Source organism: Mesorhizobium sp. M1329, assembly GCF_040318035.1.
Lineage (GTDB): Bacteria > Pseudomonadota > Alphaproteobacteria > Rhizobiales > Rhizobiaceae > Mesorhizobium.
This window is the reverse complement of sequence record NZ_JAMYLN010000008.1, coordinates 1-26,651: the sequence shown is the minus strand read 5'-3', so window position 1 is coordinate 26,651 and position 26,651 is coordinate 1. Positions and strand designations below refer to the sequence as shown.

Annotated in this window: 20 protein-coding genes, 6 pseudogenes and 1 riboswitch; of the genes and pseudogenes, 10 read left to right on the top strand and 16 right to left on the bottom strand. The window is 58.1% G+C overall.

Features of this window, described 5'->3' with window-relative positions; genetic code table 11:
• Positions 1-7 precede the first annotated feature (7 nt).
• On the top strand, positions 8-841 hold the full coding sequence (locus NKH21_RS10095) for a helix-turn-helix transcriptional regulator (protein ID WP_352864627.1): 834 nt from the start codon (positions 8-10) through the stop codon (positions 839-841).
• Between the two features lie 317 nt (positions 842-1,158).
• On the opposite strand, the gene NKH21_RS10090 is transcribed toward NKH21_RS10095, so the two are convergent.
• Positions 1,159-1,413 carry a hypothetical protein gene (locus NKH21_RS10090; protein ID WP_352864625.1) on the bottom strand — a complete coding sequence of 85 codons (255 nt, stop codon included), beginning with the start codon at positions 1,411-1,413 and terminating at the stop codon, positions 1,159-1,161.
• Between the two features lie 555 nt (positions 1,414-1,968).
• Positions 1,969-2,169, top strand: a riboswitch (cobalamin riboswitch).
• Positions 2,170-2,264: 95 nt separating this feature from the next.
• Between NKH21_RS10090 and metE the strand changes: the two genes are divergently transcribed.
• Positions 2,265-4,610, top strand: a complete 2,346-nt coding sequence (gene metE / locus NKH21_RS10085; RefSeq protein WP_352864622.1) for a 5-methyltetrahydropteroyltriglutamate--homocysteine S-methyltransferase — start codon at positions 2,265-2,267, stop codon at positions 4,608-4,610.
• A 98-nt stretch (positions 4,611-4,708) separates the two neighbouring features.
• Here metE and NKH21_RS10080 read toward each other — a convergent pair whose 3' ends face one another.
• From NKH21_RS10080 to NKH21_RS10070, 3 genes are read right to left on the bottom strand one after another with little or no spacing between them, the layout of a single operon-like run.
• On the bottom strand, positions 4,709-4,927 hold the full coding sequence (locus NKH21_RS10080; protein ID WP_352493360.1) for an FMN-binding negative transcriptional regulator: 219 nt from the start codon (positions 4,925-4,927) through the stop codon (positions 4,709-4,711).
• 34 nt (positions 4,928-4,961) lie between these two features.
• Positions 4,962-5,864, bottom strand: a complete 903-nt coding sequence (locus NKH21_RS10075) for a dihydrodipicolinate synthase family protein (protein ID WP_352864619.1) — start codon at positions 5,862-5,864, stop codon at positions 4,962-4,964.
• A gap of 52 nt (positions 5,865-5,916) precedes the next feature.
• Complete coding sequence (locus NKH21_RS10070) at positions 5,917-7,149, bottom strand: trans-sulfuration enzyme family protein (protein WP_352864617.1); 1,233 nt, start codon at positions 7,147-7,149, stop codon at positions 5,917-5,919.
• A gap of 84 nt (positions 7,150-7,233) precedes the next feature.
• Between NKH21_RS10070 and pdxR the strand changes: the two genes are divergently transcribed.
• The 4 genes and pseudogenes from pdxR to NKH21_RS10050 all read left to right on the top strand — a co-directional run bounded on the left by pdxR (position 7,234) and on the right by NKH21_RS10050 (position 10,666).
• A complete protein-coding gene (gene pdxR, locus NKH21_RS10065) occupies positions 7,234-8,730 on the top strand; it encodes a MocR-like pyridoxine biosynthesis transcription factor PdxR (RefSeq protein WP_502911888.1) in 1,497 nt (498 codons plus the stop codon).
• A 165-nt stretch (positions 8,731-8,895) separates the two neighbouring features.
• A pseudogene (locus NKH21_RS10060) lies at positions 8,896-8,973 on the top strand (MOSC domain-containing protein); the annotation flags it as partial.
• Positions 8,974-9,191: 218 nt separating this feature from the next.
• Positions 9,192-9,899, top strand: coding sequence for a B3/B4 domain-containing protein (locus tag NKH21_RS10055; protein WP_352864615.1), 708 nt, complete (start codon positions 9,192-9,194; stop codon positions 9,897-9,899).
• Between the two features lie 245 nt (positions 9,900-10,144).
• Complete coding sequence (locus NKH21_RS10050) at positions 10,145-10,666, top strand: helix-turn-helix domain-containing protein (RefSeq protein ID WP_352864613.1); 522 nt, start codon at positions 10,145-10,147, stop codon at positions 10,664-10,666.
• A 277-nt stretch (positions 10,667-10,943) separates the two neighbouring features.
• Here the strand turns inward: NKH21_RS10050 and NKH21_RS10045 are convergent, their stop codons facing one another.
• On the bottom strand, positions 10,944-11,999 hold the full coding sequence (locus NKH21_RS10045) for a cytochrome-c peroxidase (protein WP_352864611.1): 1,056 nt from the start codon (positions 11,997-11,999) through the stop codon (positions 10,944-10,946).
• 328 nt (positions 12,000-12,327) lie between these two features.
• On the opposite strand from NKH21_RS10045, the pseudogene NKH21_RS10040 reads away from it, so the two are divergent.
• From NKH21_RS10040 to NKH21_RS32780, 3 genes and pseudogenes are all read left to right on the top strand, one after another.
• Positions 12,328-12,488: pseudogene (locus NKH21_RS10040) on the top strand (sigma factor-like helix-turn-helix DNA-binding protein); the annotation flags it as partial.
• A pseudogene (locus tag NKH21_RS10035) lies at positions 12,466-12,927 on the top strand (LLM class flavin-dependent oxidoreductase); the annotation flags it as partial. The pseudogenes NKH21_RS10040 and NKH21_RS10035, both read left to right, overlap by 23 nt.
• A 424-nt stretch (positions 12,928-13,351) precedes the next feature.
• A complete protein-coding gene (locus NKH21_RS32780; protein WP_502911887.1) occupies positions 13,352-13,720 on the top strand; it encodes a hypothetical protein in 369 nt (122 codons plus the stop codon).
• Between the two features lie 49 nt (positions 13,721-13,769).
• Here the strand turns inward: NKH21_RS32780 and NKH21_RS10030 are convergent, their stop codons facing one another.
• The 6 genes and pseudogenes from NKH21_RS10030 to NKH21_RS10010 form a co-directional block, all read right to left on the bottom strand.
• On the bottom strand, positions 13,770-14,411 hold the full coding sequence (locus NKH21_RS10030) for a GntR family transcriptional regulator (RefSeq protein WP_352864609.1): 642 nt from the start codon (positions 14,409-14,411) through the stop codon (positions 13,770-13,772).
• 247 nt (positions 14,412-14,658) lie between these two features.
• Entirely contained in the window at positions 14,659-15,942 is a 1,284-nt protein-coding gene (locus NKH21_RS10025; protein ID WP_352864607.1) for an ATP-grasp domain-containing protein, read from the bottom strand.
• Between the two features lie 171 nt (positions 15,943-16,113).
• Positions 16,114-16,328: pseudogene (locus NKH21_RS32775) on the bottom strand (transposase); the annotation flags it as partial.
• Between the two features lie 107 nt (positions 16,329-16,435).
• A pseudogene (locus tag NKH21_RS10020) lies at positions 16,436-17,016 on the bottom strand (transposase); the annotation flags it as partial.
• A gap of 274 nt (positions 17,017-17,290) precedes the next feature.
• Entirely contained in the window at positions 17,291-18,964 is a 1,674-nt protein-coding gene (locus tag NKH21_RS10015) for a M81 family metallopeptidase (protein WP_352864605.1), read from the bottom strand.
• A gap of 156 nt (positions 18,965-19,120) precedes the next feature.
• Positions 19,121-20,029 carry a dihydrodipicolinate synthase family protein gene (locus NKH21_RS10010; RefSeq protein WP_352864603.1) on the bottom strand — a complete coding sequence of 303 codons (909 nt, stop codon included), beginning with the start codon at positions 20,027-20,029 and terminating at the stop codon, positions 19,121-19,123.
• Between the two features lie 163 nt (positions 20,030-20,192).
• Here NKH21_RS10010 and NKH21_RS10005 point away from each other — a divergent pair, with 163 nt between their 5' ends.
• Entirely contained in the window at positions 20,193-20,900 is a 708-nt protein-coding gene (locus NKH21_RS10005) for a GntR family transcriptional regulator (protein ID WP_352864600.1), read from the top strand.
• 56 nt (positions 20,901-20,956) lie between these two features.
• On the opposite strand, the gene NKH21_RS10000 is transcribed toward NKH21_RS10005, so the two are convergent.
• The 5 genes and pseudogenes from NKH21_RS10000 to NKH21_RS09980 all read right to left on the bottom strand — a co-directional run.
• Complete coding sequence (locus NKH21_RS10000; protein WP_352864598.1) at positions 20,957-21,799, bottom strand: ABC transporter permease; 843 nt, start codon at positions 21,797-21,799, stop codon at positions 20,957-20,959.
• Positions 21,800-21,811: 12 nt separating this feature from the next.
• The gene (locus NKH21_RS09995) at positions 21,812-22,756 is read right to left on the bottom strand and encodes an ABC transporter permease (protein ID WP_352864595.1); all 945 of its coding nucleotides are present in this window, start codon (positions 22,754-22,756) and stop codon (positions 21,812-21,814) included.
• 29 nt (positions 22,757-22,785) lie between these two features.
• Positions 22,786-24,381: an ABC transporter substrate-binding protein gene (locus NKH21_RS09990; RefSeq protein WP_352864592.1), complete on the bottom strand. Its 1,596-nt coding sequence runs from the start codon at positions 24,379-24,381 to the stop codon at positions 22,786-22,788.
• Between the two features lie 35 nt (positions 24,382-24,416).
• Positions 24,417-26,267 carry an ABC transporter ATP-binding protein gene (locus tag NKH21_RS09985; RefSeq protein WP_352864921.1) on the bottom strand — a complete coding sequence of 617 codons (1,851 nt, stop codon included), beginning with the start codon at positions 26,265-26,267 and terminating at the stop codon, positions 24,417-24,419.
• A gap of 70 nt (positions 26,268-26,337) precedes the next feature.
• Positions 26,338-26,651, bottom strand: a pseudogene (locus NKH21_RS09980) (dipeptidase); the annotation flags it as partial.

The window sequence follows — 26,651 nt, the reverse complement described above, 5'->3', positions numbered from 1 at the left end:
GCGAGTTATGAACATGAAAGAGCTTAGGGTTCGACTGGGCATGACTCAAAAAGATTTGGCAGAGCAGATGGCAACGACGCAACAGACTGTGGCCCGTTGGGAAACAGGCAAAACGCAGTTGAACGTCGAGCAGATCAAGGACCTTTGTCTCACGTTGAAATGCACGGTCGAGGAGCTGCTGGGCTGGAAGATTGATGTCGAGGAGTGGCGCACGAGCCCGTTTGCAATTGCCGATGCCGAAACGCGATACGGCACGCTCAGAATCAAGACGACTGTTGGCAGCCGCCAATATCCTATCGATGAAAAGGCGCGTGAATCGATTTTACGTCAGTTGAAGGAACTTCATAATCTTCGTAGAAATAACACAAGCAGGCCATGGCTGTATTGTTGGAGCCTTGACAACAAAATACTCTTGATAAATCCGCAATATGTCCGCACCATTGAGCTTATCGGTGACGATGTAGAGGAGATGCCAGAGTATTATCATCCAGAAATCTATCGGGCTTTGGATGACTGGGATAAGGGTGAGGTTTCAGGAAAGCTGAAGAAAGAATGCGATGCCATCATCGCAGAGATGGGTGATCAGGAAGCCGTGCGCATGGCCTCCTATGTTCGCGTCACATATGACGACGGAGAAGATGAGTGGAACTTCTTGGATGAAGAAACCGCTACGACTTTCTTCGGATTGGAAGCTGCGACCTTTGACGTTCCCCAGTGTAGTTTCGCCGAAGTGGAGGAAGAAGGTTACTACCGAGCGCGATACGCCAACCTTGATCGCGTCGTGGTGATGGAGGTTCCAAGCGACCGTTATCACAGATTGACCGCGCCCGAGGAAGCTTAGAACCATCCACGAAGGGCGCATGTTACATCTCGACCTTGCGTGGTGCGTTTTCAGTACGAGATGACGTTAAGCGTAGGTAGTGGCAGGTAAGTGTGCTCGACCAGAAGCTCAACTGCCTCCTCAATATCGCTGCCGATGTGCCGCAGGACACGTCCACGGGAGCGTGGATAGGCGTGAAGTTCCTGCACTCCACGGTCCGCTCTCCCATCGCCGGTGTGTGTCCGACGCCATCTTGTGGACGAGCTTGGCCGCCTGCACCCGGTTGTATTCCGGCTTGCGGTCCGCCTGGGCGGTCCGCCGCGATGGCTATCTCCATGTCAATCGGCGCCGAACTTTGACTGCCCGCTGCTTTTGATGAATTCGGCGAGGTCCCGCGCATAATCACTCTTGGTCTTCTCCTTGAGGCCCTGTGTCGCGAACTTGTGGTCCAGCAGGGCAAACAGGTCCAAGTCCCCTTCCGCCTGTGGCGCTGGCTTGCCCTCACCGCCCTCGGCTTCCCAATTGGGGACCGCTTCTGCGCGCTGCACCGTGGCGATTGTCCGCCCAACACGCATCACAAGATCGAACGCCAAACCGTGCGCGTGCACGACGATTTGCCGCTCAGGCCTCATTTGGACAGGACTTGAGCTGGCCCCGTGGTTTGAGCCGGGTTACCTTGAGCCCGTGGGCTGCGAACAAGCAGTTCGAGACATTGGCCTCGATCACTTCGCAACACGCCGCTGCGCCTGGCCTCGGTGTGCTCCCCCCGAAATCGTTGTGTCATATCACCGAGGGCATCACGGCCAACAGCTTCCACATGGGGAACAGCCTCGCCATTGAGCCGAATATGGTCGCGAGCAGATCACCAACGAAGCGGTCGGAACCTCGGAGCCGAAGTTCGACGCCGAGGTGGTTCGCATGATGCGCTAAGCAGCACCACGGCGCTTGCCGGTATGTTTGCTGCCGGCAGCCGACGAACTCCTATCCTCCTGGACAAGGGCGCCGTGCGTCATTGCTTTGATTTACCGGCCGCTCAAGGCTTCCACAGTTTTCGCTTTCGAGGCGACCTTTGGAACATGCCAATGGAAATTTAACATAACGACATAAACATTTCTTTATGCGGCGTTGACAAAGAAGCGAACTGCTGTAATTGTCTCCCGCGTCGTGGTTCTCCGTACGGCGCTGCCGCAGCGGAGCTAAGAGGGAAGCCGGTGCGAAGCCGGCGCTGCCCCCGCAACTGTTAGCGGCGAGCCAACCCCACTCATGTCACTGAGGCGAATAGCCTTGGGAAGACGGGTAGAGGCTATGACCCCGCGAGCCAGGAGACCTGCCACGGCGAATTACGTCCACGGGCGGGGTGTCTCGGTGGCCGCTGCAGCCTGGCGTTCGTGCCGGCCTGCTAGCGCCTTCCTTGTCACCGACGCCCCAACCATCGGGGTATGGCATGACTGTCTTTCATCAAATTCCTGTAGCAACGCTCGGCGTGCCGCGCTTCGGTCGTCGGCGAGAATTGAAATTCGCGCTTGAAAGTTACTGGTCCGGAAAATCTTCCGCCGCCGACCTTCTCACGACGGCGAAGGCGCTCCGTGCCGCTAGCTGGGAGGAGCAGCACGATCGCGGCGTGTCGAAAATCCCGTCGAACGACTTCTCGCTATACGACCATGTGCTCGACACCGCAGCCATGGTCGGCGCCGTTCCATCCCGTTACGGCTGGAATAGCGGCGAGGTCCCACTTGACATCTACTTCGCAATGGCGCGCGGCAACCAGGGTCAGACGGAGGATTGTCGACACGCTGGTCACCAGCAGGCGGCTCATCGGCCTGATGTAACCGCGATGGAAATGACCAAGTGGTTTGACACCAACTATCACTACATTGTGCCGGAACTCGACGATGATCAGACGTTCGCCCTCTCGTCGACGAAACCGGTCGACAACTTCCTCGAGGCTAAAGCTCTCGGCATTCACACACGCCCAGTCATCCTTGGACCGATCACCTTCCTCAAGCTGGCGAAATCGCCTGCCGAAGGCTTCGATCCCATCGCGCTCCTGCCGAGGCTGCTGCCCGTCTACGAGCAACTCCTGCAGAGGCTGAAGCTGTCGGGAGCCGACTGGGTGCAGATCGATGAGCCAGCGCTTGTCCTCGATCTGAACCCGAACGAACGAGCTGCGTTCGAATTCGCCTATGGCCAGCTGTCAAAAGCCGCGCCCGAGTTGAAAATCATGCTGGCTACGTATTTCGGGCCGCTGGGAGACAATCTCGAAACCGCGGTTTCTCTGCCCCTGGCCGGGCTGCATATTGATCTCGTGCGCGCTCCCGAGCAGCTGGAAACGGTGGGTCGGCTCGCACCGAAGGATCTGGTGCTCTCGCTTGGCTTGATCGATGGCCGCAACGTCTGGCGTGCGAACCTGCCCGCCATTCTCGACCGCATCAAACCGATCGTCGCCGGCTGGCCCTTGGACCGCGTCGAGATCGCGCCTTCTTGCTCGATGCTGCATGTGCCGATCGACCTGCGCATGGAGACGGAACTCGACGCGGACATCAGGTCGTGGCTCGCCTTCGCGGCCCAGAAGACCGACGAGTTGGTGTTGCTTGCCCGGGCCTTGTCCCAAGGCAGGGATGCGGTGGCAGGCGCGTTGAAAGCGTCTGCCGAGGCTGCCGCCACTCGCCTGACGTCCACGAAGATCCATGACCCGCTTGTTGAGGGGCGGATCGCCAGCATTGACGACAGCATGAAGCGACGAGAGAGCGCTTTTGCCGAGCGCTCCAGAGTCCAGGCCGGCACGCTCGGGCTGCCGCCGTTCCCGACGACGACCATCGGGTCCTTCCCGCAGACGCCGCAGGTACGCAGGGCGCGGGCCGCTCATGCGAAGGGCCAGCTGAGCTATGTCGACTACGAGACCTTCCTGAAGAAGGAGATCGAGGCTGCAATTCGCTGGCAGGAAGAGATCGGGCTGGACGTGCTGGTGCACGGTGAGTTCGAACGAAACGACATGGTACAGCATTTCGGCGAGCAGCTGTCCGGCTTCGCCTTCACCCAGCATGCCTGGGTGCAGAGCTATGGGTCGCGTTACGTGCGCCCCCCCATCATCTTCGGCGATGTATCGAGGCCCAAGCCGATGACGCTGCGCTGGTGGCAATTCGCCCAGTCGCTTACGGAAAACCCTGTGAAGGGAATGCTCACAGGCCCGGTGACCATTCTCAACTGGTCTTTTGTTCGCGACGACGTACCCCGCTCCGAAGCATGCCGCCAGATCGCGCTCGCCATCCGCGACGAGGTGACGGATCTCGAATGGTCCGGCGCAAGGATGATCCAGATCGATGAGGCCGCGTTTCGCGAAGGATTGCCACTGCGCCAGTCTGACTGGAAAGACTATCTCGACTGGGCTGTCGAATGCTTCCGGATCGCTTCAACGGGTGTAAAGGACGCGACTCAAATCCATACCCACATGTGCTACTCGGAGTTCAACGAGATCATCGACGCGATCGCTGAAATGGATGCGGATGTCATTTCGATTGAGACGTCGCGCTCGAAAATGGAGCTGCTGGACGCTTTCACGAGCTCCAAATATCCGAACGAAATCGGTCCCGGAGTCTATGACATTCACTCACCACGCGTCCCGGAAGTCGGCGAGATTTCGGATCTCGTCATGCTTGCCCGCGAGCGACTGTCGGATGCCCAACTGTGGGTAAACCCGGACTGTGGCCTCAAAACACGCAAATGGGAGGAGGTCCACCCTGCCCTCATGAACATGGTTGCTGCAGCACGCGCGCTCCGGGAGAAAGTGTAGGCCGGAGGGTTTCCTGGTTGCTCACCATGTGGTGAGTTATCGGCTGCCGCATGTGGGCCGTGAATGTGCCAAAACGCGATCACATCCTTTGAAATAAGTCACTCGAGCGAGAAAGTGCACTTTCCTTCGGCACGTGTACTAATCGCGCAGGAGTAAAGGGTACCGTTTTCTCCCTGTGACGTGTCGAGTTCGAAGGGGATGTGATTGGCGTCGAGACCGCTCCGGCCATGGGTTATCAGCATGCCAAGTGCGCTCTTCTCGATCAGTTCGCAAAGGACTTCTCGGCTCGGTTCATCGAAATGAACGGGTACATACATGACAGTTCCTTTCACTGGCCGCCGGGTTCGCTGTTCACCGGCTGGCATCCGATGGCAAGCGTTCCAACGCGGCGGCGATCTGGCGCTTCGCTGCTGAGGGCAGAGGCAGGATGGGACGCGGGGGGTCGGCACGGCAAATGTCGAGCAATTCGGCAAGTGCATAGACGACGCGAAGGCTCGAGAACTCCATGAAGAGGCTCCAGAGCGGCGCAAGCGTGGCATCGATCCGTCGCGCTTCGGCCGCATCGCCCTGCTGCGCCGCCGTGACGATCTTTGTGCAGACCTCGGGCAGGATGCCCGCGAGGACGCTGTACCATGTGTCAGCGCCAGCGATCATGGCCTCTGCGGCGTTCCAGTCGCCGCTGTAGCCGATTGAGAACCCTTCCGGCACAGTGCGCCTCTGGTCGGCCAGATGGCTCTTGATCGCATCGCCCTTGTCTGTCGGATTCTTGATAGCGACAATCCCACCCACCTTTGCCAGGCGGCTGACGAGTGCTGGGGTGAAATGGAAATGCGTCGTTCCTGGATTGTCGTAGACGACAATCGGCAGGCCGCTCTCGCACGCCACCGTCGAGAAATGTTCGAACACCTCGTCCTCAGTGAGCGGGGTGTAGGAGGCGGCCGCAAGCAGCCCCGCGGCAGCTCCAAGGGCCTTGGCGTCCTGCGCGAACCTCACTGCTTCGTCGGTGCGCAGCGCGCCCACACCCACCACGACCGGCATTCGCCCTGCGGTTTCGTTTAAGGTCTCGGCGAGCGCCCGTCCCCGTTCCTCGCGCGACAGATACATGTATGTGCCGGTGCTGCCGAGAAGACCGATGGAATCGACCTGAGCGGCGCAAAGCCTGGCAATCAGCTTGCGCAGAGCAACGGTATCGACACGGCCGTCACGATCGGTCGGCGTGATGGGAAACGCGGAAAGGCCGCTCAGGAATGCCATGGCAAGGCTCCAGGTTTGTGCGTGAGCGCAGGACTGGCCGGACGACAAGTCATCACAAGGCGTCCAGAGCCCGCCGCAGGTCGGCGATTAGGTCATCGGCGTCTTCAAGACCCACCGAGAGACGCATGAGGTCCTCGCCGACTCCATCGGCCAGATGCGCATCCTTGCGGATCGGCTGACGAGCACGGGTCAGGCTTGCCGGATGATAGATGAGACTGTCGGCATCGCCGAGGCTGACAGCCCGGGTGATCAGGTTGAGCCGGTCCATCATCCGCCGCGCGCCCTCGAACCCAGCGTGGAGGCCAAAGGCCAACATGCCCGACCCTTGGGACATCTGCTTTCGCGCCGTCACCTGATCAGGGTGCGAGTCGAGGAAGGGATAACTCACCCATGCCACCGCCGGGTGCGCCTGGAGCGCCTGAGCCACCGCAAGGGCAGTGGCGCTGTGCCGTTCCATGCGCAGCGTGAGCGTCTTCAGACCGCGCAGGATCAGGAAGGCTGACATGGGCGAGAGCGCTGCGCCGGTGATGTAGCGCAGGCCCGTTTCGTGCAGCGTGCGGAGCGTTTGCGCGTCGCCGAGAATCGCCCCGCCAAGGGCATCGCCGTGCCCATTGATGTATTTGGTCAGCGAGTGGAGCACGAGGTCTGCCCCATGTTCGAGCGGCCGCTGGAGCGCGGGGGAGGCGAAGGTGCTGTCGACTGCAACCTTTACACCGCGCGCGTGGGCGCGCTCGGCAATGGCAGCGATGTCGCAGATGCGGCTCAGCGGATTCACCGGCGTCTCGAAGAAAACAAGCCGGGTCCGCTCGGTGATCGCGGCATCGAGATTGTGAGGATCGGACAGGTCGACCGCGACGACCTTGATGCCGAAGCGGGGGACCGCCTGTTCGACCATGGCAAGCGTGTTCGCATAAAGTGTCTTGTGGACGATGAGTTCATCCCCTTGGGACAGGAGCGACAAGATCAGTGTGCCGAAAGCCGCCATCCCAGAGGCAACGACCAAACCTGCCTCGGCTCCTTCCAGATTGGCGAGCCGTTGCTCGAGGATCTCCGTCGTGGGATTGTATTCGCGCGCATAGAGCCTTCCGCCAAGGGCGGCGGCGGCCTCGTTCGCTGCCACGCTTTCGAATCCATAGGTCGAGGTCAAGAAGACTGGCGGCTGAACGGCATCGGAAAAGCCGGCCGGATCGTAGCCATGATGGATCGCCCGAGTGGCAAATCCGGGACCGGTGTCGTTGAGCGACCGCGTGAGAGCATCGGTTTCGGATTGATAGGAACGGGTCATTCGGCCTCTAAGATCTTTCTTGGGTTTCCGAAAGATTTGACGGCAAACTGGCCAATGTGAAATATCCAGTTGGCGATGAATGAAATGGTCCAGTCTTCAAGTGCCGGTTCTGCAGGTCGCTCGCACGCGATGGGTGCACGCCAGATCTACGAGGCTCTTCGCGAGCAGATCCTCGGAAGTGTCTACGAAACCGGCAGTCAGCTGCCGTCCTCCCGAGGCCTCGCAAATGACCTTGGGGTTTCGCGAACGACGGTGACGGTCGCCTATGAGCAACTGGCTGCGGAAGGTTTCATCGACGTCCGTCAAGGCGCACGACCCCGCGTTGCATCTTCGCTGATCGGTCCTGAGACGAGCCGCACTGTCGCGAAACGAGTCGGCCCGGTTCATCTGTCCGCCTATGGCGAACGACTGCGCGTCACGCCGCCCTGGCCGGATTATCTGCCGACTGGGCTGAAGGTCGATTTCCGCTATGGCGACCTGGCGCCGTCAGACTTCCCCGCATTGGTCTGGAAACGTGCGATGAACGAGGCGATGGGGCAGCGCCCGTTGCGTCTTGCCTATGACGATCCTCGCGGCTCGCGCCGGCTGCGCCAGGCGCTCCAGGGCTATCTCTGGCGCGCCCGAACCCTGAGCTGCGACCTCGAGCAGATCATCATCGTCAACGGTTCGCAGCAGGGCCTCGATCTGTGCGCTCGCCTGCTTCTCGATCGCGCCGACCGCTTCGTCATCGAGGACCCGTGCTACAGGATGGCGCGTCAGGTCTTTGCCAGTACGGGTGCCTTGCCCATCCCCGTCACCGTCGACGAGGACGGGATGAAGACGGAGTTGCTGGCGGGGATCGGGGCGCGACTGGCCTATGTCACGCCATCGCATCAGTTTCCGCTGGGCGGCGTCATGCCGATCGCGCGCCGCCATCAGCTTCTGGAATGGGCGCGGCACAACAACGCCTATGTGATCGAGGACGACTACGACAGCGAATATCGCTACGACATCAATCCGGTCCCTCCGCTGCACAGTCTTGAGGACCACGGGGCTGTCATCTACCTCGGCACGATCTCCAAAACGCTCTCGCCGATGCTGCGTATCGGCTATCTCGTCGTCCCGACGGAATTGCAGGAGGTCTTCGCTACCGCCAAACAATTCGCGGACCGGCATTCGCCGGTGGCTGAACAGGAGGCTCTGGCCTCTTTGATCGAGAGTGGCGGCTACGAAAGCCATGTGCGGCGCGTGCGCAGGCTGAACGGCGAGCGTCGGGGGACGTTGTTGGGCGCCTTGCGGCGCAGCTTCGGAGATCGCATCGCGGTCCAGGGAGCAGAGGCCGGTCTGCACGTCGTCGTTTGGTTCGACGAACTGCCGCGATCGCGGGAAACGACCCTGGTCGAAGCCGCCCGAGGCGCGGGCCTGGGGCTGCACCTGATCTCGCCCCTTTACGAGCGGCAGTCGGACGAAGGCCACATCGATCGCATGGGGCTTGTCATGGGCTATGCCGCCTTGAGCATTCGGCAGATCGAGAAGGGCGTTGAGATCCTGCGAGCGGTTGTCAAGCAGGTGCAAGACGCGTTGCCGGGACACGGTGGCTAAAACGGCGGGGACGTGGCGTGCTGGCGAGGAAACCGACCCTTGGGCTGAACCGCATTTCGTTTTGCAAAGCCAACTGGACTGGGAAAACGCCACGCAACTGGTGCTGTTGATCAGGCCAGTTTGGCGGCAGATTTTTCGTGCGAGACGAATTTCCGAGAGCGATGCATGACCCGGCAAGGAAAGCTGCTTCACATCCATATCGCGCCCGCTGCCTCCTATGAAATGGAGGATCTGGCGGAGGCGTAGCTTGTTGCCGGCCGAGACGGGCTCGAGCACCCGCAAGACATAATCGACGATCTCTACCAGGCCTTGTCCACGGCCGAATGATGGAATTATCCAGCGCATGGTGCGGCATGCACCATGCCGATGCCAGAAGATCTGGACTCTCGACAAGCACCTTTCTTCAAACATTTCCCGAACGACCCGCAGCGCAAAGCCTCCCCATGAGAAAAGAGCATCCCATGTCTTTCACGCCATTGATTGCCCCCGAGATCAAGGCCCGCTACCCGGATTTTCATCTGATCAGCATTGTGGTGCGGAACGCTGAAATCGACGTGCCGGATGCACAGGCGTTGAACGACACGATTGCGGCGGCGGAACAGGCGGCGCTTCGCGATGACGCCCAAAGGGACGCGCATCTTGCGGCGTGGGCCGTTGCCTACGAGGCTTTCGGCACAAAGGCCAATCGAACGCCGTGCTCGGCCGCCGCGCTTCTCAAGCGGGTGCGGAAAGATGGCTCTCTCCCGCGGATATCCCCACTGGTTGATGCCTACAATGCCGTCAGCGTGTTGTATGGCGTTCCGATTGGCGGGGAGGATCTCGATCTTTACCAGGGGGTCCCGAGACTTTTAATTGCGAAGGGAGCGGAGCCATTCGACACGATCCAGCAAGGTGAAATGGTAACCGAGCATCCCGAACCGGGCGAAGTCATCTGGTGCGATGATGCCGGTGTCACGTGCCGCCGCTGGAACTGGCGGCAGGGGCGGCGCACCATGGTCACGGTCGATACCCGCGCCATGTGGCTCGTGCTGGAAGCCCTCGGCCCAATGTCAGCTAAACAGATGACGGCCACCGGAGAGCATCTGATGGGACTTATCCAAGCGTTGTGCCCGGGAGCGCGAATCGAAACCGCGCGGATCGACGAGTCCACAATATCTCGTGTCCCTTAGGGCATGGCCCCCCTTTCGGAGAAACACCCACTCAGCCCTGTCCGGATCTGGCGCTCCTTGCTCGCTCCGCTGGCCTACACAGTTGATTGCGAACGACCCAGAACGGCTCTCGAAAACGAGCGTCGAACGAAATCAGATCACTGCTTGTTCTCCCTTAGCGTTGTTTGGCGAACTTTTATCGCGATGCCTCCAGTGGGGATGGTCCAAATCGCGCAAGCTCGGTCGAGTGATCGCGGAGAAGCTTAATGTCGACTAAATCGAAATTCATGGAGCGGTACGGACAACGGGTGCGAACCCGGGACGTCGTCCCGGTGTCGTCAGGCTCTCCCGTCCGACTGAGCCTCAGTTTTCTTCACGGCGCGAATACTCCTGAGGCCACCCGGATTCTCGTTAAGAGACAGCTGCCGCTCAGGACGGCCCACGCGATACTCACGGAGATGGTCGATCACGGCAAGGCGTTCGTGACGGTTCCTTGCGTCGACGACCTATTGGCACTGAAGAATGAACTGTCGTCCGCAGGCGTGATCGCGAAGGTTCATGCGCCGCGGCCGATAAGTGTTCGCGAAGTCCGGGATCGCACGAAGCTCTCTCAGGAGGCATTCTCCGTGAGGTATGGCCTCGATCTGGCAACGCTTCGAAACTGGGAGCAAGGTCGCTCGAAACCGGATGCAGCGGCGAATACCCTCCTTTGGACCATCGCCCGGAATCCGGAAGCAGTCGAAGAATCGCTGGACATGGAGGACGGAGTGGCTGCCCCTTCGCACTAAGGGGGCCGATCACTTCGGCGCACGGCAATTCGGCCGCCAGCGCGATGGCCGGCCGCCGCGCGGTATCGACAGCGCGCGAGCCTCATGCGTCAGACGCCTTCCTTGGCATGTCGCACGCCAGATCCCAAACATGATTCCATCGCAACGAGCTGGTGACGGAAGCAGTGTCTGCACTTTGGAAACGAGCCATTTGCGTTCTCATGGACGTCGCGAATCGTCTCGTCTAGTAAAAGTCGCAAACATTGTCAATTGCGATGTTCCGCAGTCAGCTGGCCGTTTATTTTCCTAAGATCTGCGTTATAGGCCGGGGTGTTGTCGCCGTTTCGGCGGGTAAGATGGGATAGGCGACCTCGGCTGCCTTTCCGGTCAGCGAGTTGAGGAAGGCAACAAGCAGGTCGACTTCTTCGTCCGCCAGTACCACGCCAAGCTGGGTGGTTCCCATGATGGCAACGGCCTGTTTCAGATCCCAAACCTTGCCCGAATGAAAGTATGGCGCGGTGAGTGCAACGTTGCGCAGCGGCGCCACGCGGAAAACATAGGAATCGTCGGCTGCATTGGTGACCGCAAATCGGCCCTTGTCTTTTTCCGGCAGGACCTCGGCGCTGGGCTGTTCCACGAGGCCGAATGGGTAATAGGCTTCCCCACCAACGTTGATGCCGCCATGGCAGGACGAGCAGCCTTTGTCCATGAAAAGCGCCAGGCCCTGTTTCTGTTCGGAAGTCATGGCGGCGTCATCGCCATTGAGGAAGCTGTCGAAGGGGGCCGGCGTGACCAGTGTCGCCTCGAAGGCTTCGATTGCCTTGGCGAGGTTGTCGAAGGTGACCCGATCGGCCTCAGCCGGAAAAGCTGCATCGAACCACTCGACATATTGCGGCATCGACTTGAGCGTGGCGATGACTTGGCCCGGTGTATTGGCCATTTCGATCCCGGCTTGGACCGGGCCCTTCGCCTGAGCCTTCAGGTCTTCGGCACGACCGTCCCAGAACTGGGCGATGTTGAAGACAGCGTTCAGTACAGTCGGCGCGTTGCGCGGTCCCTTCTGCCAACCATGGCCGATCGAGGTTTCGTGATTGTCGTCGCCGCCGGTGGCCAGGTTGTGGCACGAGTTGCACGACAAGACACCTGACGCAGAAACGCGTGGATCGAAGAACAGTGCCTTGCCGAGAGCGATCTTTTCCGGGGTGATCGGGTTGTTGGCGACTGCCGGCGTGGTGGATGGCAAAGCCCTGAAGGTGGCCAGTGCCGTTTCTCTGAGGTCTGCGGGGATCGAATCCGCAGCAAAAGCGGTGGCTGCCAGCAAGGGGACAGCCATCGTACTGAATAGGATTTTCATAAATGATCTCCCTGCGTCGTGCACGCAGCCACTCTTGGGATACGCGGCTCATGAACGCCCTGCGCTAGATCAGCTGCGGAGAGGACTGGGTGGTCGGACACCTGTTTTCGCGGCAGAGCCGCGACGGGCCGGAAGTGACCCTCTTCTCGATTCGATTGCGTATTTCAGACAATCGTGAGCACGGATTTCACGAGATCATGAGCAACGATTTCGCGGGATCGTGAGCAGCGATTTCAGACGATGGTGAGCAGCTTTTCGAAGGTGCTGGACGCTTCGGCCGACAACTCAGCCAGTCTGCAGGATGCCTCGTTCGAAACGAGGAAGCCTGATGCCAACCCAGAGATTGTCGATGCCCGGATCAGAGAAGCTTTACGTCTAAGGCATGTCTAGGGCCTGACCGAGCGCGCCATCGCGCGCACGCTCGGGGTGAGCAATGGCGTCGTGCATGCTTACCTGCGGCGTGACGCAGCCGGAATATTCTCTTCACCCGCTACCCCGCATCGTAGATGCCGACCTTTCCAGCTAAGATCTGGACGGGCCATTTTCGCGCGAGCTCATCAGTGTCGAAGGCGAGCGCGGTGCGAGCAGTCGCTTCCAGGTCGTACTCGACATTATCGAGCGGGAGAATCCAACCATCCGCCAGTTGCTCCACCGCCTCGCCGGGGCGCGGGCATTGGGTCCAGGCCGGGACGCCCGAACAGATCGCCGACAACATCCCGCAATCGTTCGACAACGGTGCCGCGGACGGCTTCAATATCATGCCGCCCTATCTGCAGCGCGGGTTCGACGTCTTCGCCGACGAAGTGGTGCCGATCTTGCGCAGGCGCGGACTTTCCGGCACGACTATGACGGGGCAACGCTACGAGACCATTTCGGTCTGCCCCGCCCTGACAATACGTTCAGCCAACCCCAAAAGGCGAGCGCCTGAACTACTTTTGCAGCGAGCATTTAGGTCTCAAAGGCATTCGACAGCCCCTGCAAGGAATGGTCACCTTCTGGTTCTGATTGGTCACTGCCGACAGACCTCAGCCAGTTCGGAATAGGCTGCTACACCTGTGAATGCTACAGCTGCAGAACTATACCGGATCACCGTCGGCATTGTCATCGGGCTGCTCGGCATCGCGAGCAGCGCTCTGCTGAAGGCCAAAGGAGTGGCACTCCTTCCGTGGCACAGCAAGAAAGGCAGGTCATGAACGTCAACATTTCGGATTGCCCCAGCAGTTGGGCTGTCAAATGCAAGACAGCAATCGTCCAGTCGCTGCGTCTGTTGCCATTGCGATTGCAGCTGTTCGTTATAGCCGTTTAGAAACCGCCGCGACTGGGGATGGGAGCGCGGCGCGCAAGACAGATGTATGACCAGATTTCAGAACCCGCCTGAAGGAATTTCGCAAGAGACCTTGGCCGGCCTGGTGACCGAGGCAGTGCAGCAGGCATTGATGCAGAATGGCGTCCTTCTGGACGACGACGCACTCGTTTCCGCCAGCGCAATAGCCGGCGGGGGTTGCCGCTGCCCTTCCCTTCCTGCCGCAGGCGCAGCGGCTTGCAATCGTATCCTTCAAATTAGGGAGAAACCGTCGCCACCCCAGTTTGATCCGAGAACAGTGCATTCCTGCAGGCAACAAACCGCCGCATTCTACTCGAATCGAGTGCGGCCAGGTTCTCCGACTTCGCTCGAAGAGCACCGGCGTCATGGTGACGATGTTCGCCCAAGCCTTGCTTAAATCCATCGCCCCGCTGGGAAATAGACACGTACACCTTATAAAAGCGATTTCAGGGAAACGACTCGATAATACTACATATATGACGACGAAGATAGTCTATTGCGGCCGAATTGCGCTCAGCGCATAGCCTTAGAAGCTCGCGATGCTCCTTATCAGCAGCATGAATTCGACCAGACGCTACAAGCGGTACTCGAACGAGGTGACCAGTGCGTAGGTGCATTTTCTCAACAATCGATAATGTTTCTGTACGGTTAGAAGGAATGTATAGGCATTTGTGGAACTTCCAATTCAAATCTCCGCGTTTAGGATTGTCCTGGCAAGTTTCCTCAAGTTTATCCAGAATACCCTCGGCGGCCGATAGGTCTGGTTTCTTATGAAGTGAAAGTGCATGTGTTAGAATGTCGCACTCTAAAAGAATCCTGAGCTTTAGCAGTTCGATGACTGTCTCGCGCTTCGTTGAAATGGCGACTGCGCCCTTATGCGTTCTGCGGGAGACCAGTCCTTGCGCCTCCAATTGTCGGAGCGCCTCGCGAACTGGCACTCGGCTCACCTCATACTGTTCTGCGATAGTATCCTGCACGAGGGAGTCGCCGTCCCCGATTTCGCCGCTAAGAATGCGCTCTCGCAAAGCCTCAGCGAGCATTTCAGGTAAACTTTGTCGTCTGATTGGAAATTTTGCTTTCGACTTCATGGGAGTTGCCAAACCTTAGTCCGTCTTCGTGCGTGCACTACGAATGGTGCTGTCACATTGTTTGACGTGTGAATGAGCGGCGACCTGGTTTCATGTTGTATCAAGCGGACTCGGGCCCATTGCCACCAAGGCCATCTTCTCTGCTGACCTAGACACGCACCCATGGCTGGGCAGCGCGCGGCGAAGGCTTGTCGACAAGGGCCGCACGTCTCTCTTGTGCTTTCAATTAGATCAATATTCGCGACGATCACCTCTTATCTAGTGCCACCTGCGCTGGTGCGGAGAGTTGAGGGGCCGCACACTGTTCCTGTTCGCCGGGGATCGGAAATGGTGTGATCGACCAATCAATTAAATCGACGGCACGCTGAAGTATCGCTTCGGTACGAGCCCGGCTGCTTGAGGCGGCGATAACATGTCCGATCCAGTCCCGGTGATCGCCTTTCCTGACGATCGACGTCTTGGGCCCAATATAGAATTCGACCTCGGCGACGCCTGGTATAGCAGCCGCCCGACTGTCGCCGTCGATCCGATCGAGGGTGCCATCGCGATCCGGAACTAGGATTCGCGCAGCCGCAATCTGAGAATGCCTTCTGCGCAAATCCCATTCGTTGCCGATGACAAGCTTGATGTGCTCGGTGACCAGATCGAGCCCGTAAGTCAGCTGAACCAGTTGAGGACCGGGCGCGCCACCAAGACGCGGATTGACTTCAATGACGACTGGGCCAAGCTTCGTCCACCGGAATTCAATGCACGTTGGCCCCCATCCAAGGCCGAGAGCTCGCAAGCAGCTCAGCGAAACGCGGGCTATACGCTCGTGCTCGTCATCAGTCAGAGGGGCCGGTAGGGTGAATTCACGAAAGACGAAATGCGGGTGGGGGCCGAACTCCCCAGCGTAAATTCCGATGACCTCATCACCCATTATATCGGCGCTATAGTAGGGGCCTTGGGCGAACTCTTCGATCAGTATCCGCGGCGAAGATCGCCATATGTGCTTCCCGCCCAACAGATAGGTTGCGTGTTCGGCCAACTCATCGACGTTCCGGCATAATCGGACACCGCTGCTGCCGACTCCTACGGCTGGCTTAAGAATTACCGGCAGCCCAATTTCAGCGGCAGAGCTTTCTATGTCCGCCGCATTCGTTGCCAAGCGATAGGACGGCACTTGAATGCCAGCCTCCGCGAGGAGCTGACGTTGGGTGAATTTATCGCAACATTGTTCTATCGATGTAGGGTCTGGTCCCGGTAGATCGAAATGGCGGCAGAGCTTGCCAACTGTCGCATAGACCGACTCTTTGGCGCACGTAATGCCAGCAATGCCATAAGTCGCACGCAGCCGGGAACATTCATCGATCAAGGCATCGAGATCGTCTGTATCGACACGGATTGCCTCAGCCTCTTCCGTCACAATATAGTCGTACTGAGCTGGATCAGCCGACAGGGTAATAGGATGAAGTCCAAGACGCTGGGCTGCCTGGATGTATAACAGACCAGTCCTCGAGCCTTCAACCAGGATAAGCGCTCTTTTGGCCATTCGCTTTTGATCCCGAGTTGCATGCCGTGTCTCAGTCCGAAGCGTAAATCGGCGTCAGCCTTTTTGGCGCGCCTAATCTCAGACCTGTCGTGAAAGTAGCATCGTCGGCGATTTGCGGTTGTGAAGTTGTGTGAATTTATGGTAAACGGCGGTTAATGCGGCCTGCTGGATCCTGGCGAAAGCGGTGGCGATGGAGGCCAAGACAGCCCTGCGGGCCGCTATTGCCGCCATGGGCAAGTACGTTCCTCATCAAGTGGATGCGATAGCGCTGCCGTGTGGCCGACGGAATCTTGGTGCGGCCGCGTTGATGCCTTCATCGGCATCGGAGACGACGAGACGCCGCGCAGGCCGCGACGGGTCAGCTTGCGCAGGAACTCCGTCCAGATCGGCTGTAACCGCCCGATTGTCGCCGCCTGCCTTCGTCGATGACCAGGAACTCATCGCTCGCATCAAAGCGAAATCTCCGCGGTAACAACCGGGCAGTTACGATCGGCTCCGCCTCCCACGTGCCAATCTCCATGCCCAGTACCTCGCGCCGGCCGTCCGCGTGACGCCGACGGCATGATCGATCGGCCCACCGCGGCGGACCTTCGGGTAAGTGGCGTCAATTCACAGGTATTGCCAATCGCCTTCGATCGGCCGCTCGAGGAAAGCCTTCACCTTGCCATCGATCTCCTCGCATAGCCGAGAGACCTGGCTCTTGGAGATGCCGCCATTCCCATGGCGGTCAACCGACCGGGTCGAGATGGCCTCGCACATAAGGTTCCTCGATGACGGCGGTTAGCGCCTTCTCGGCCATGCGGCGCGGTTCGAGTAAACCCGGGAAGTAGCTTCCCTTCCTGAGCTTCGGGATGCGCAGCTCGACGGTGCCGGCGCGCGTCTCCCAGTGGCGCTCGCGATAGCCGTTTCGCTGGGCCGTGCGCAACAGGTTCTTCTCGCCACAGGGGGCGCCGGTGGCCGCGCCCAAGTCCATTTCCATCAGCCGCTCGGCGGCAAGGCCGATCATCTCCCGCAGGAGATCGGCATCCGGGTCTTCTCCACGAGCGTGCACAGGTTCATCATGTCGTCGGTCATTGATGTTCCTTCCGAAATCGGTTGGCGTCAACAACCAACCCTACCGGAAAGCGCCGATGACCGATGACCGGCGGAACTTCGGAGCGACAATGCTCAATCGCGAGCGAACCGCGGAGGCGAAAGGTGAAGCCACTCGCTAGATTGGCCGGGCTTGGCACCGTTGTCGCCTGCAGCGTCGAATCAGATTCCGCGCGCCTATCCGGCGGAAGCTTCCCATAAAGGGAGAGGTGTAACCGTATGGTCGATTACTCTGCTTGCCCTGATTCAAAAGTTGTTACTCTCGGTTCTCGGCAATTTGAAACTCACTCCGCTGACTGGCCATCGAGATCGGCATGCTGCGTACGCCGTCGCGCAGGTTCTTATAGCCAAGGGTGTCATTCCGGCACCAATGCGCTCCAGGGGACTGCACCGTAAGTATCTCTTCAGCGATGGGTGCGAAGTCGGCACGGAAGTGAACTGCGCTTTTGACTGCCACAACCGACTGTTTGCTCGGCTCTATCCCAACCGCGCGAAACAGATCCTGATCGAGACACTGAAAGCGGACACTTGCTACGACGACCTGTACGCTCGATCCAGAGTCAAGGATGAGCAAGCGTGCCATGCGCCCAAGATGTACTTGCACACCGCCTAGGCATGCCCCATTAGCCGTGAACACTCCATCGGAAAGCGCTTCCACACGAACTCTAACGTTATATGGTTCCGAATCGTACCCGTAGCGTCCACCAAGTCGCACCTCGAGTTCAGCGCCCAAACCCGCAACGTGGGCTGTTTCAGCCGCTTCTGGATCCCAAAGCAAGCCAAGCACACTATTTCGAAGGCCGCCCTCTACCATACCCTTTAGAAGCCCGATGGTATCCGACGTTCCTCCACAGCCAGGGTTGTCCTGCACATCGGCAAGGACAATCAGTGAACCTTTGCGCCCGTTGCGAGCAGCATATTCGACAGCTTCCTTTACATCCAGAAGCGACATATGGAATCTTTCTTCAGCCTCCAGTATATCGTTCAGTTGCATATCTGCCGCGTTTGCGACTGCCGCCTCATCGACCCCATAAGCGACAACTGCTGGCCCGCACTCGCGAATATCAGCCAACGGAAAGCCCAGCGCGACGTCTGCGTTTAGAACTGCTCCTCTGACCCGTTCCGGCAGCCCAGCATACAGCGATAGGCATGGCTCTAGATCAGTACACTGGGCAGGCAGCGGGATCAGGAATGGCGCCTTCCGGAACGCTTTGATGAAGGGCCTCCCGTGGCGAATGCGCTGCTCCAGTAAATTGAAGGCGCGCCTGCCACTATCAGCCATGTCTATGTGAGGGTAAGTGCGGAAAATAGTAATACCGTCGGATAGCTCGACCATGGCCTCGGTGACATTGGCATGAAAGTCCAAGCTGATCACGATGGGAATATCTCGGCCGACGATTTCTCGCACGCGCCTCAACAATTCACCTTCCCCGTCCTGGTAAGATTCGACGACCATCGCGCCATGCAGGTCTAGATAGATGGCGTCGAGAGCACCAGCGGCAGTGATCCCATCGCAAATCATTCCTGCAATTCGCTCAAACGCGTCATCTGAGACGAAGCTGCTCGGCTCCGCAGCGGCCCAGACCAGAGGTATCAATTCATAAGTATCCTTCGCAGCGCCGATGAAACCACCGATGGGAATTTCGATCGCAGGAAAAACATCGAAAATGGCCGCACCGAACGTAATAGCAGGCCAGCCGTCGGCCCGAACAAAGTCGTCAAAGGAGGCGCCGAACGGGGCAAACGTGTTGGTTTCGTGTTGAAAACCAGCGATAGCTACTCGGGGGCGGCCCGATTTAGAGCTGGCGAAGGTTGTCGGCGTTGAATGAACCATCTCTTGACCTTTGAACTTCAGTTGCTGTCTTCCGAACGAGCGTCCCCCGAGGGACGTCATGATCCCCAAACTGTTGTGTTTCAGGTCTTGTCGCATGTCGCGCGCCCCGGCGAACAGTATTTCTTGCCTCCCCAGCCCGCTGCTGATCGTTGCGTTGGGCTAACGAATGCGGATACCCCAACCTGAGGCGAAGCAACCCTTGTAATATATTCGATCGGTTCATGACGGCACCGGTTTCCTGCCGATCCTAAATCAGGCGGCCTTTTTCACCCGCTTGCCCAATGTCTCGATAGCTAGCTGAATCGTCGATATGACGAAGTCACGCTCTTCGCCGACGAGCGGCAAGCGTGGTGCACGCGTCCATTCCGGGGCGCCGTAGACGAGGTTTTCGGCAAGCTTGATGTACTGAACCAGTTTGACGTGGGTGTCGAGGTGGAAGGACGGCGTCAGGATGTGGTAAAGCGCGCGCGCTTCCTCATATTTGTTTTGGGCGCAGAGGTTGAAGAGCTCGACGCATTCGGATGGCCAAACGTTGGTCATGCCCGACACCCAGCCGGTGACGCCTAGCGCGCAACTTTCGACAATAAGATCGTCGACGCCGCAGAAGATGCTGAAGCGGTCGCCGAGTTCGACATACATGTCGGTGACGCGACGAATATCCCCGGTTTCTTCCTTAACGCAGACGATTTCCGCAGTGTCGATGAGTTGCTTGAGAACGTTGACTGTGCAGTCGACGCCGTAGGCGATGGGGTTGTTGTAGATCATGATCGGCAGCGACGAGGCCCTAGCGACCCCCTTGTACCACTCTACCGTTTCACGATCGTCGGTCTTGTAGCCGAGACTTGGGAATACCATTAGGCCCTGGGCGCCGAAGGATTCGTAGAGCTTGGCGTTGGTCTTCGCATTGTCGAGTGTGATTTCTGCAAGCCCGGAGAGCACCGGAACACGACCGGCTACCGCTTCGACAGCACTGCGGATGATGTCCTCACGATCCTTCAGCGACATCGAAGCGTTTTCGCCGAGCATCGGGAGCACAATGACACCGGAAACGCCTGCCTTAACGAGACGGTCAAGGCTGTCGTTCGTCGCCCGCAGGTCAACCTCACCCTCCCTTGTGAGCTTTGTCGTCACTGCGGGGAATACACCAGCCCATTTTACCATAGTTCTCCATCCATATGCGATCTAACTGGATCCAATCTACATGATGACAAATGATATGTCTACCCTTTGAGGTCACTGTTTTTTGGGTTACCTTCCCCCACCAGGCCAATCGCATCAGCGAAAAGCCAGCTTTTCAAATTTGGGTTTTGGGATCCAAAAAACGATGGACAAGATGCTAGAACAGAAGAAGCAGCGCTCGAAATACCGTCTTCAGAGGCAGAGCCTACCAGAGGCGCTGTCGGAGTCTTTGCGGGAACGCATTCTCAGTGGCGAGTTCAAGGAGGGGGACCCCCTCATACAAGAAGCGATCGCAGCTGAATACGAGTGCAGCCGAATGCCTGTGCGCGAGGCATTTCGCCAATTGGAAGCAGCCGGGTTGATTGTTTCCAAGATTCACAAGGGTGCGATTGTTTCGACACTGCCATCCGAACAGATCATGGAATTGTTCGAACTTCGGGCAACGCTGGAATGCGATATTCTGAGCCGCTCTCTGGAGCATCTCTCGGACGAAGACTTGGCTCAGTCCGCGCAAATTCTCAAGCGACTCGAAGAGGCATATCACAAGCGGGACATTGCCAGGGTAGGCGCTTTGAACTGGGAGTTTCACCGCAGTCTCTATCGGCCCGCGGGACGCATTCAGACACTCGCCATTCTCCAAGGCATCAATGTCCAGATTGATCGATATATCAGGATTCAGCTACTTTTGACTTCGGGCTTCGAAGAAGCAGAGCGCGAACATCGCCAAATTCTGAGCATGTGCAAAGAACGCGACCGCCAAGTCGTGGAGTTTATGCGAGGGCACATCATCCGGGCTGGTCATAATCTTCTAGAAGCTCTCAACAAGCGCCGAACGAGCGACACTGCAGTATAATCGCCACCTCACGAAGGTCAAAGAGCGCCGCATGATTTGGCATCCCTCGGAGAAGCTCAATCAGGCAAGGCGAATCGCGGGTCGAGCATGTCCCGTGCCCCATCGCCTATCAAATTGATTGCGAGCACGACTACCGCAATAAGCACGCTTGGATAGAGAATCATATGGGGGGCGATCAAGGCAAAGGACCGCCCCTCGGCAACAATGTTGCCCCAACTCGGATGTTCGGGTGGTACCCCAACACCCACAAAGCTGAGGTAAGCCTCGTAAAGGATCGCCACGCCGCAGATATACGTAGCCTGCACTGCGATCGGAGCCAACGCGTTCGGCAGAATGTACTTGAACAGAATGCGCAGAGGCCCAGCGCCGTAGGACCGAGCTGCCTCTACAAAAACTTGTTCGCGCAGTGTCAGCGTTAAGCTCCGAGCCAGGCGCGCGACACCCGGCACTTCCGGGATCGCCAAAGCTACGATCACGGTCAAGACCCCGCCGCCGAAGATCGTCGCCAAGGCAATCGCAAGCAGGATTCCAGGTATAGCCATCATGCCGTCCATGATCCTCATCAAGATCTTGTCCGACAGTTGCCCAGCTCCGGCGACGAGGCCCAGGATCGTTCCGATCGTTGTCGCTAGAGCCGCTGTAGCCAACCCGATCACGAGCGAAATCTGTCCCCCGTAGAGAACACGCGCAAGAACGTCGCGACCGAACATATCCGTCCCCAGTAAATGACTATAGCTAGGGGGCTTCAGCCTTGCGCCGGGGATCATGGCCAACGGGTTAACGCTAGTTAGGACCGGCGCTAAAAATGACACCAACACAACCCCGAGCATGAAAATTGAGGCTACCAGCACAGGAGTTGGCATGCGCTTTTTTTGTCGCCACGAGAGAGAAATCGTCATCGCCAACCTTCCCTAGGTATATTTAATTCGCGGATCAATTACAAGGTAAGACAAGTCCACCAGCAAATTGATCATAACATATACAAGCGAGCTTATTAGCAAGACGCCCTGGATCACGGGAACATCCTTATGTTGGATAGCATCGACCAGGAGACGTCCAACTCCCGGGATGGCAAACACTGTCTCGGTTATCACAACGCCACCAAGCATATAGGCAAACGACATTCCAACTATCGTGACGAGAGGCACGGCAATGAGCCTGAGGCAGTGCCGCATGATAATTGTGCGCTCATCGAGGCCTTTTGCCCGCGCGACCCGAATGAAGTCCTGATTAAGGACCTCGATCGCACTCGCTCTCGTGATCCGAGTGATCAGCGCGGTCTGCGCAAATCCCAACATGGTCGCCGGCAGAAGCACATGCCTCAAAACTTCCCATGCTCCGCCTTCGAGCCCAGGGAACCCCGAAATGGGCATCGATCCAAAGTACACCCCGAACGTAAATATTAGCAGATACCCAATCAGGAAGGCGGGTATTGCCGTTCCGGCAATACCGAAGAACGATACCAGTTGATCGGCGATGCCGCCCCTTTCCCGCGCAGCCAGCAGTCCCAATGGCACAGCAATCACAACCGAGACCAGCGTTGCGGCGAGAGCCAAAATGATTGTCGGTTCAACTCGCGAGAGGATGAGACTCAATACCGGTTGTTCAGAAAAGATCGAATTTCCGAGATCGCCCCGCAGGACGTTCCCCAGCCAATGAAAATACTGGGGTAAAATTGGTGCGTCGAGGTGAAGCCGCTCTCGAATAGCGGCGATCTGAGCGGGCGACGCATAGTCGCCCGCCAGCACAACCGCCGCATCCCCCGGGCTCAAATAGGTCAGCCCGAAAACAACGGCGGTTACCACCCCCATCACCGGTATGATGGAGAGCATTCTGATGATGAGATACCTGATCATAATAACCTCACGCCCACAGATATGGAGCGCTACTTGCTCTTTCGCCGGATATTCCAAAAATACATCTCGGCCGTTTCAGGGTTGAACCCTTCAAGCTCGGCTCTGTAGACGACAGACCCAGTATTCTCTCCGGTGAGGATGAACGGGAGATAAATGGATGCACGCGCCTGGAGTTCACTGGCGATCCTCTTCTTCTCATTCTGGTCCGCTGCGCTAATGAATGCTGCTCGCAAGTCCTCGATCTTCTTGTCACAGGGCCAACCGAACCAGGCCTTGTCACAGTTAGAGGCTAGCATGAGATGTGTAAGCGGAGAGGAGGCTGGCTGGCCTTCCATGATGTTGGGGAAGAGGTTCCAGCCGCCTTCCGAAGCTGGCGCCTTGGAGGTGCGGCGCGAGGTCAGCGTCGACCAGTCCATTGCCTGAAGGTCGACCTGAGCGCCGACCTTTCTGAGTTGCTGCCCCAAATACAGCGCCCTAGCGTGGGCTTCAGACCAATCTGTCGGGTCGAGGATCACGATCGGCTTCCCGTCGTAGCCGGCTTCCTTGAGGAGTTCTTTCGCCTTGTCTAGATCGGCTGCCCCGCGATGACCCTTATAAGCGGACTCGTCTCCATACGTCCCCTTGCAGGTCAAATAAGCATAGCAGGTCTCCCAGAATTCTTGGTCACCCACCGCCGCGCGACTAATCTCGGTTTGATCAATCAGATAGGTAAGCGCCTCACGTGCCTTATTGTTGTCGAACGGAGGCACTACGTGATTAATCACAACAACTCCCTGGTTTAAAAACCCTTTCGCCACAACGAGGTCGGGATTGTCCCGCAAAGCCAGTGCGTTATCCAGCGGAGGAGCTGCCCAAATATCTTGCTGCCCAGTGAGCATCTCCGCCATTGCGGTGTTGGCATCTGGTACGTATGCCATTTCAATTTTGTCAAAGGTTGCCTCTTTCTTGCCGGCAAAGAAGCTCGGTGGATCGGTCCGCGGGATGTAATTGGGATTTTTGGTATAGATGCGCGTTTGCCCTGGCTTCCATGAGGAAATATCGAACTCATAGGGCCCAGATCCGGTGGTATCGGTGAGCTGGTCTGTTGGTGGCAAGGAAGCAACCCGCTTGGGCATGATGAAGGCAGGGTTCCCCGTGATCCCGGCAAGCGCCGCCGGGACGTCGAACGGCTGGGTCAGCTCAATGCGAAATGTCAGATCATCGACTTTCGTCATCTCCTTCAGCCTAGTAGCCAGTAGCTGCCCAGTCTGGTCACGGGATGCCCAACGCTTCAGGGACCGGAGAACGTCGTCCGTCGTAATTGGGCCTCCGTCGGAGAATTTTAGACCTTTCCGAAGCGCGATCGTGTAGCTCTTTTTGTCGGCGCTGGTATCGACTTTATCAGCCAACTGGGGACGGGCGATGCCTTCTTTATCGAACTCGAACAATTTGTCGTAGATCAGATAGGCATGAACCAAGGTCGTGCCCGACGTCGTCACTATGGGATCTACGGTTTTGAGATCTCCGTCAGCAATTACGCGAAGCGTATCCGCCACTGCCGTGCTAGCGAAAAAGACCCCGGCAAATAACGACGAGAGCATTATCCTCTTAGCCACGCTCTTGCGACCGTTAGCGCTTATCTTCATTTTTATTTCCCCTTTTCTGGCCGTTCACAACAACGTCAGGCAGCGACGGCCGGCGCTTCCTTTTTGTCCCATTCTGGGTCCCAGATCATCACAGTGTGGCCGGGCGAGACCTCGCGATACTGGCGCACGGGCGGAACATAATCTGCAGGCCGTACTGGGCTCTTAACTTCGTCATTGGTAAGCGGACGTTTCTGCAGGCGCCGTGCCGGATCGGCGATCGGCACTGCGGCGAGGAGCCGCTTGGTATAAGGATGCTGCGGATTCTGGAAAATCGCTTCGCGTGGGCCGATCTCGACGATCTCTCCTAGATACATGACAGCGACGCGGTGGCTGACGCGCTCGACCACCGCCATGTCATGGGAGATGAAGAGATAGGCGAGCCCCATTCGTGCCTGCAGATCCAGCATCAGGTTGACGACTTGTGCTTTCACTGAAACATCGAGCGCCGAGACAGCCTCGTCTGCCACAATGAGCCGCGGCTCAAGCGCAAGCGCACGCGCAATGCAGATGCGCTGACGCTGGCCACCCGAAAACTCGTGCGGAAATCGGTTGACCATATCGGGCGAAAGACCCACCCGCTGCAGGAGGTCGGCGGTCTTGTCGCGTGCTTCCGAGCGGCTCACGATATTATTGATCAGCAGCGGCTCGACGATAGCGGTGCCGACATTCATGCGCGGATTGAGCGATGCGAACGGATCCTGGAAGATCATCTGGATGCGGTTGCGCTGCTTGCGCAATTCGTGCGGGCCAAGATTAAGAAGATCGACACCGTCGAGCAAAATCGAGCCCGAGAGGGGCTCGGTCAATCGCATCACCGTGCGGCCGGTCGTCGACTTACCACAGCCTGACTCGCCGACCAGCGCCAAGGTTTCGCCGCTCCTGACGCTGAAAGAGACATTCTCAACGGCGTAGACGCGCCCTTTGACCGAAGAAAACAAACCCGAACGGATTTCAAAGCGCTTCGACAGGCCGGCAACCTCAAGCACCGGGCGCTGGGCCTCCTTGATGGTGTCCGGGACCTCGGCCGGCACGTCGGATTGGCCAGTCGCACGGTCGACAACCGGGAAGCGCATCGGCCGCCTACGACCTTTCATCGACCCAAGTTTTGGAACGGCCGAAAGCAGCGATCGCGTATAGGGGTGTTCGGGGCTGTTGAATATGTCCTCGGTCTGCGCGGCCTCGACCACCTGGCCGTTATACATGACTACCGTTCGGTCGGCGATCTCGGCGACGACGCCCATATCGTGCGTGATGAAGAGGACTGACATGCCCTCCTCCTCCTGCAACTCCTTGATCAGCTCCAGGATCTGCGCCTGAATCGTCACATCAAGCGCCGTCGTCGGCTCGTCAGCGATCAGCAGTTTCGGCTGACAGGCTAGTGCCATCGCGATCATCACGCGTTGACGCATGCCGCCCGAGAAGCGGTCTGGATATTCGTGCAAGCGCGCCTTCGCGGCGGGGATGCGCACCTTATCCAAGAGTCGAACACTCTCCATCTCAGCCTCGGACCGTGATAGGCCACGATGCAGGATCAGCGCCTCGGCGATCTGAAAGCCAATGGTCAACACCGGATTCAGTGAAGTCATTGGTTCCTGGAAGATCATGGCAATTTCGTTGCCGCGGATACGGCGCATCTCGGCATCCGCCAGGGTGAGCAATTCCTTGCCCTCGAGCTTAATTGACCCTTTGACCTCGCTCGATCGCTCGGAGTTGAGCCGCATGATCGAGAGCGCAGTCACGCTCTTGCCGGATCCGGATTCGCCAACGACGGCGACAGTCTCCCTCGCGCAGATCTCGAACGACACGTCATTCACAACCGGGGTCCAGCGGCCTCCGAGCCGAAAGGAGGTGACCAATTGAGAGACTGAAAGGATGGGAGGAGTCATCTGCTGTTTAGGCACCGCGAGAGGTTTAGATCCAAGCTTGCGGAGGTCTTCCAGGTTGAAAGTCACAAGATCACTCCCCCCAGACTTCTCGGAAAACACGCAACCAGTTCAATCCCAGTATCTTGCGGACATCGTCTTCCTTGCATCCGCGGCGAATTAGCCCCTCCGTCATTCCGAGGAGCATCTCCGGCGTTTCAATTTCAGGCGGGTAGTAATGAGGTGGACGGGGATAGACCTCCGGGGTAAAAGCACCCTTCCTAACGTATTTCTCCCACTCCTGAACGACGGTATCGAGCGAGGAGAACGGAAGAGTTCCCCACCAGTAATCCAGCCCAAGGCCGACATGGTCGATGCCAATAAGCGAGACGAAATGGTCGATATGCG